Origin of the sequence: Streptomyces torulosus (assembly GCF_001419765.1) — a bacterium.
Taxonomy (GTDB): Bacteria; Actinomycetota; Actinomycetes; order Streptomycetales; family Streptomycetaceae; genus Streptomyces; species Streptomyces torulosus.
In genome coordinates this window covers 1-4496 of sequence record NZ_LIRK01000507.1, presented here as the reverse complement: position 1 = coordinate 4496, position 4496 = coordinate 1, and the positions used below count along the sequence as shown (strand labels likewise).

Annotated in this window: 5 protein-coding genes; 4 read left to right on the top strand and 1 reads right to left on the bottom strand. The window is 74.0% G+C overall.

Annotated features, from left to right (window positions below; genetic code table 11):
- A partial coding sequence (locus AOK23_RS31365) for an NAD(P)/FAD-dependent oxidoreductase (RefSeq protein WP_055715950.1) occupies positions 1-734 on the bottom strand: 734 nt, incomplete at its 3' end.
- 77 nt (positions 735-811) lie between these two features.
- Between AOK23_RS31365 and AOK23_RS31360 the strand changes: the two genes are divergently transcribed.
- From AOK23_RS31360 to AOK23_RS31345, 4 genes are all read left to right on the top strand, one after another.
- Positions 812-1411, top strand: a complete 600-nt coding sequence (locus AOK23_RS31360) for a helix-turn-helix domain-containing protein (RefSeq protein ID WP_055715949.1) — start codon at positions 812-814, stop codon at positions 1409-1411.
- 104 nt (positions 1412-1515) lie between these two features.
- Positions 1516-2493 carry an NADPH:quinone oxidoreductase family protein gene (locus tag AOK23_RS31355; RefSeq protein WP_055715948.1) on the top strand — a complete coding sequence of 326 codons (978 nt, stop codon included), beginning with the start codon at positions 1516-1518 and terminating at the stop codon, positions 2491-2493.
- Positions 2490-3674: an acyl-CoA dehydrogenase family protein gene (locus AOK23_RS31350; RefSeq protein WP_055715947.1), complete on the top strand. Its 1185-nt coding sequence runs from the start codon at positions 2490-2492 to the stop codon at positions 3672-3674. The genes AOK23_RS31355 and AOK23_RS31350 overlap by 4 nt, the downstream gene beginning before the upstream one ends.
- On the top strand, positions 3671-4496 hold an 826-nt coding region (locus tag AOK23_RS31345; RefSeq protein WP_055715946.1), incomplete at its 3' end, for an acyl-CoA dehydrogenase family protein. The genes AOK23_RS31350 and AOK23_RS31345, both read left to right, overlap by 4 nt.

The following is a 4496-nucleotide window of genomic DNA, read 5'->3' as shown; positions in this document are numbered from 1 at the left end:
TGTTCGAGGAGGGCGGTCTGGGGGAGGGGGCGGGGGGCGGCGAAGAGGACGTGGCGGGGGTGGGTGGTGCCGTCGGTGAGGCGGACGCAGGTGAGGCGGTCGTCCTCGGTCAGCAGGGCCGCCACCTCGCCGGGGACGACCGAGACACCCGCCGCGGCGAGCCGGCGGAGGTCGTCGTCGGAGAGGTCGGTCTCGGGGACGGTGTGAAGGAACAGGGTGACGTCCTTGGACCACTGGGAGACCATCAGGGCCTGGTGCACGCTCATGGGGGTCGTGGCGAGCACACCGAACGCCTGGTCCCGCACCTCCCAGCCGTGGCAGTACGGGCAGTGCAGCACGTCCCGGCCGAAGCGCTCGGCGAGGCCGGGAACCGGCGGGAGCTCGTCCTGGAGGCCAGTGGCGACGACCAGGCGCCGGGCGTGGAAGGTCCGGCCGTCGGCCAGGGTCACGGAGAAGCCGGGGTCCCCCGCGTCCTCGTCGCGGGAGACGTCCGCCGCCCGGCCCCGGACGAGGTCGACGCCGTAGCGGGCGATCTCCTCGCGGCCCACGGCCAGGAACTCCTGCGGCGGCATGCCGTCCCGCGACAGATAGCCCTGCATGTGGGCGGCGGGCGCGTTGCGGGGCTCCCCGGCGTCGACGACCAGGGTCCGGCGGCGGGCCCGGCCGAGGACCAGGGCCGCGGACAGTCCGGCCGCGCCGCCGCCGATCACGATCACTTCGTACTGCTGGGTCACGGTGACCACCTCCACGGAAACGGTCGCCCGAGAGCTGCCGTATTGACAAACCTCTTTGCCGAAACTGCAATGGCCGCATGAGCGAGAAGAGCGACGGGGCGAGCGGCACGGACGAGGTGCTCGCCGGGGTCGGGCCGAGGCTGCGGGCCCTGCGGAAGGAGCGCGAGGTGACGCTCGCGGGCCTGTCGGAGGCGACCGGGATCTCCGTGAGCACCCTCTCCCGGCTGGAGTCGGGGCTGCGCAAGCCCAGCCTGGAACTGCTGCTGCCGATCGCGCGGGCCCACCAGGTCCCGCTGGACGAACTGATCGGGGAGCCGCCCGTCGGTGATCCGCGGGTCCGGTCCAAGCCGATCGTGCGGCACGGGCGCACGTACTGGCCGCTCACCCGCCAGCCGGGCGGCCTCCAGGCCTTCAAGGTGCGCGTCGAGCCGGAGGGGCAGCAGGTCCCCGACCCGCGCACCCACGAGGGGTACGAGTGGCTGTACGTGCTCTCAGGCAGGCTGCGGGTGGTGCTTGGCGAGCACGACGTGGTGCTCACCGCCGGGGAGGCCGCCGAGTTCGACACCCGGGTACCCCACTGGTTCGGGGCGGCCGGCGAGGCGCCGGCGGAGTTCCTCAGCCTGTTCGGGCCGCAGGGGGAGCGGATGCACGTCCGGGCCAAGCCCGCCCGCCCGTGACGCACGCTACTGTCCGCCGAGTGTTCCCCGGAGGGCAAGCGACCGCTTAGTATGCGGATGTCAGTCGACCCCGGTCCGACGAAGCTGTCCCGTGGAGGCACCGCATGCAGGCATGGCAAGTGCACGAGAACGGCGAGCCGAGCGAGGTGATGCGGCTCCAGGACGTGGAGCGGCCCACGCCCGGTGACGGCCAGGTCCTGCTGAAGGTGCGCGCCGCGAACATCAACTTCCCGGACGTCCTGATGGCCCGGGGCCACTACCAGGTCCGCCCGCCGCTGCCGTTCACGCCCGGCGTGGAGATCTGCGCCGAGACCGAGGACGGCCGCCGGGTCATCGCCACCCCGGCGCTGCCGTACGGCGGTTTCGCCGAGTACGCCGTGGCGGACGCCGCGGCCCTCCTGCCGGCGCCCGAGGCGCTGGACGACGCGGAGGTGGCCGCGCTGCACATCGGCTACCAGACGGGCTGGTTCGGCCTCCACCGCCGGGCCCGCCTCGAAGCGGGGGAGACGCTGCTGGTCCACGCTGCCGCAGGAGGGGTCGGCAGCGCGGCCGTGCAGCTCGGGAAGGCGGCCGGCGCCACGGTCATCGGGGTCGTCGGCGGCGCCGACAAGGCCGCCGTCGCCCGGGAGCTGGGCTGCGACGTGGTCGTGGACCGGCGGAGCGAGGACGTCGTCTCCGCCGTGAAGGACGCCACCGGGGGCCGGGGCGCCGACGTCATCTACGACCCCGTGGGCGGCGAGGCCTACACGCAGTCGACCAAGGTCGTCGCCTTCGAGGGGCGGATCGTGGTCGTCGGCTTCGCCAGCGGGACCATCCCGAGCCCCGGCCTCAACCACGCCCTCGTCAAGAACTACTCGATCCTCGGCCTGCACTGGGGCCTGTACAACACCAAGAACCCGAAGCTGGTCCAGCACTGCCACGAACAGCTCACCGAACTGGCGGCGCGTGGCGTCGTCAGGCCCCTGGTGAGCGAGCGGGTGCCGCTCGACGGGGCCGCGGCCGCCGTCCAGCGCGTCGCGGACGGTGTCACCACCGGCCGGGTCGTCGTGGTGCCCGCACCGGAGAACGGAGCCGCCGCATGACCGACGCAGCCGAACTGAGGCGCCGCACCGCCGAGTTGCTGGCCGCGCACCCGCCCGCCACCACCGACCGGCTGGACTTCCTGCGCGCCCGCTTCGACGCCGGGCTCGCCTGGGTGCACTACCCGGAGGGCCTCGGCGGCCTCGGCGCCCCGCGCTCCCTCCAGGCCGTCGTGGACGCGGACCTGGCGGCGGAGGGCGCCCCCGACAACGACCCGCGGCGGATCGGCATCGGCCTCGGCATGGCCGCGCCGACGATCCTCGCCTACGGCACCGAGGAGCAGAAGCGGCGCTATCTGCGGCCTCTGTGGACCGGGGAGGAGGTCTGGTGCCAGCTGTTCAGTGAGCCCGGCGCCGGATCCGACCTCGCCGCGCTCGGCACCCGCGCCGTCCGCGAGGACGGGGGAGACTGGGTGGTCAACGGGCAGAAGGTGTGGACGTCCAGCGCCCATGTCGCCCGCTGGGCCATCCTCATCGCCCGCACCGACCCGGACGTGCCCAAGCACCGGGGCATCACCTACTTCATCTGCGACATGACCGACCCCGGCATCGAGGTCCGGCCGCTGCGGCAGATCACCGGCGAGGCCGAGTTCAACGAGGTCTTCATCACCGACGTCCGCATCCCCGACTCCCGCCGCCTCGGCGACGTCGGCGACGGCTGGAAGGTCGCCCAGACCACCCTCAACAACGAACGCGTCGCCATCGGCGGTATGCGGCTGCCCCGCGAGGGCGGCATGATCGGCCCCGTCTCCAGGACGTGGCGCGAACGGCCCGAGCTGCGCACCCACGACCTCCACCAGCGGCTGCTCAAGCTGTGGGTCGAGGCCGAGGCCGCCCGCCTCACCGCGGAACGGCTGCGCCAGCAGCTCGTCGCCGGACAGCCCGGCCCCGAGGGCGCCGGCATGAAGCTCGCCTTCGCCCGCCTCAACCAGGAGATCAGCGGCCTGGAGGTCGAACTCCGCGGCGAGGAGGGCCTGCTGTACGACGACTGGACCATGCGCCGCCCCGAGCTGGTCGACTTCGTCGGCCGCGACGCCGGCTACCGCTACCTCCGCTCCAAGGGCAACAGCATCGAGGGCGGGACCACCGAGGTCCTGCTGAACATCGTCGCCGAACGCGTCCTGGGCCTGCCCCCGGAGCCGCGCACCGACAAGGACGTCGCCTGGAAGGACCTCGCCCGATGACCGACCTGCTGTACTCGGAGGAGGAAGAGGCCCTCCGCGCGGCCGTCCGCGACCTGCTCGCCGACCACTGCGACGCGGCCGGAGTCATCGCCCGCGTGGAGACGGACGCCCCGCACGACCTGGCGGCCTGGAAGGCGCTCGCCGAGGGCATGGGCCTCGCCGGACTCCTCGTGCCCGAGGACCGGGGCGGCCAGGGCGCCACCCACCGCGAGGCCGCCGTCGTCCTGGAGGAGCTGGGGCGTGCCGTCGCCCCCCTGCCGTACCTCACGAGCGCCGTCGTCGCCACCGAGGCCCTGCTGGCCTGCGCCGCCGACGACCTGCTCGCCGAGCTGGCCTCCGGCCGCAGGATCGGCGCCCTCGCGGTCGCGCTGAACGTCCCCGCCGGCGGCGCCTACAAGGTCGTACGGTTCGAGGGCGGCGCCCTGCACGGCGAGCTGACCGGCATCGCGGACGCGGCCGTCGCCGATGTGCTGCTCGTGCCCGCCGACGACGGCGGCCTGTACGCGGTCGACGCCTCCGCCGCGGCCGTCACCCCGCAGCCGTCCCTGGACCTGACCCGGCCGCTGGCGACGGTCGCGCTCGACGGGGCGCCCGGCCGCCTCCTCGGCGACGCGGAACCCGCCGTACGCCGGGCCCTGCGCGCCGGGGCCGGGCTGCTCGCCTCCGAGCAACTCGGGCTCGCCGACTGGACGCTGACCGAGACGGTCCGCTACCTCAAGGAACGCAAGCAGTTCAACCGGCCCGTCGGCGGCTTCCAGGCGCTCAAGCACCGGCTGGCGCAGCTGTGGCTGGAGGTCGTCAACCTGCGGGCGGCCGCCCGCA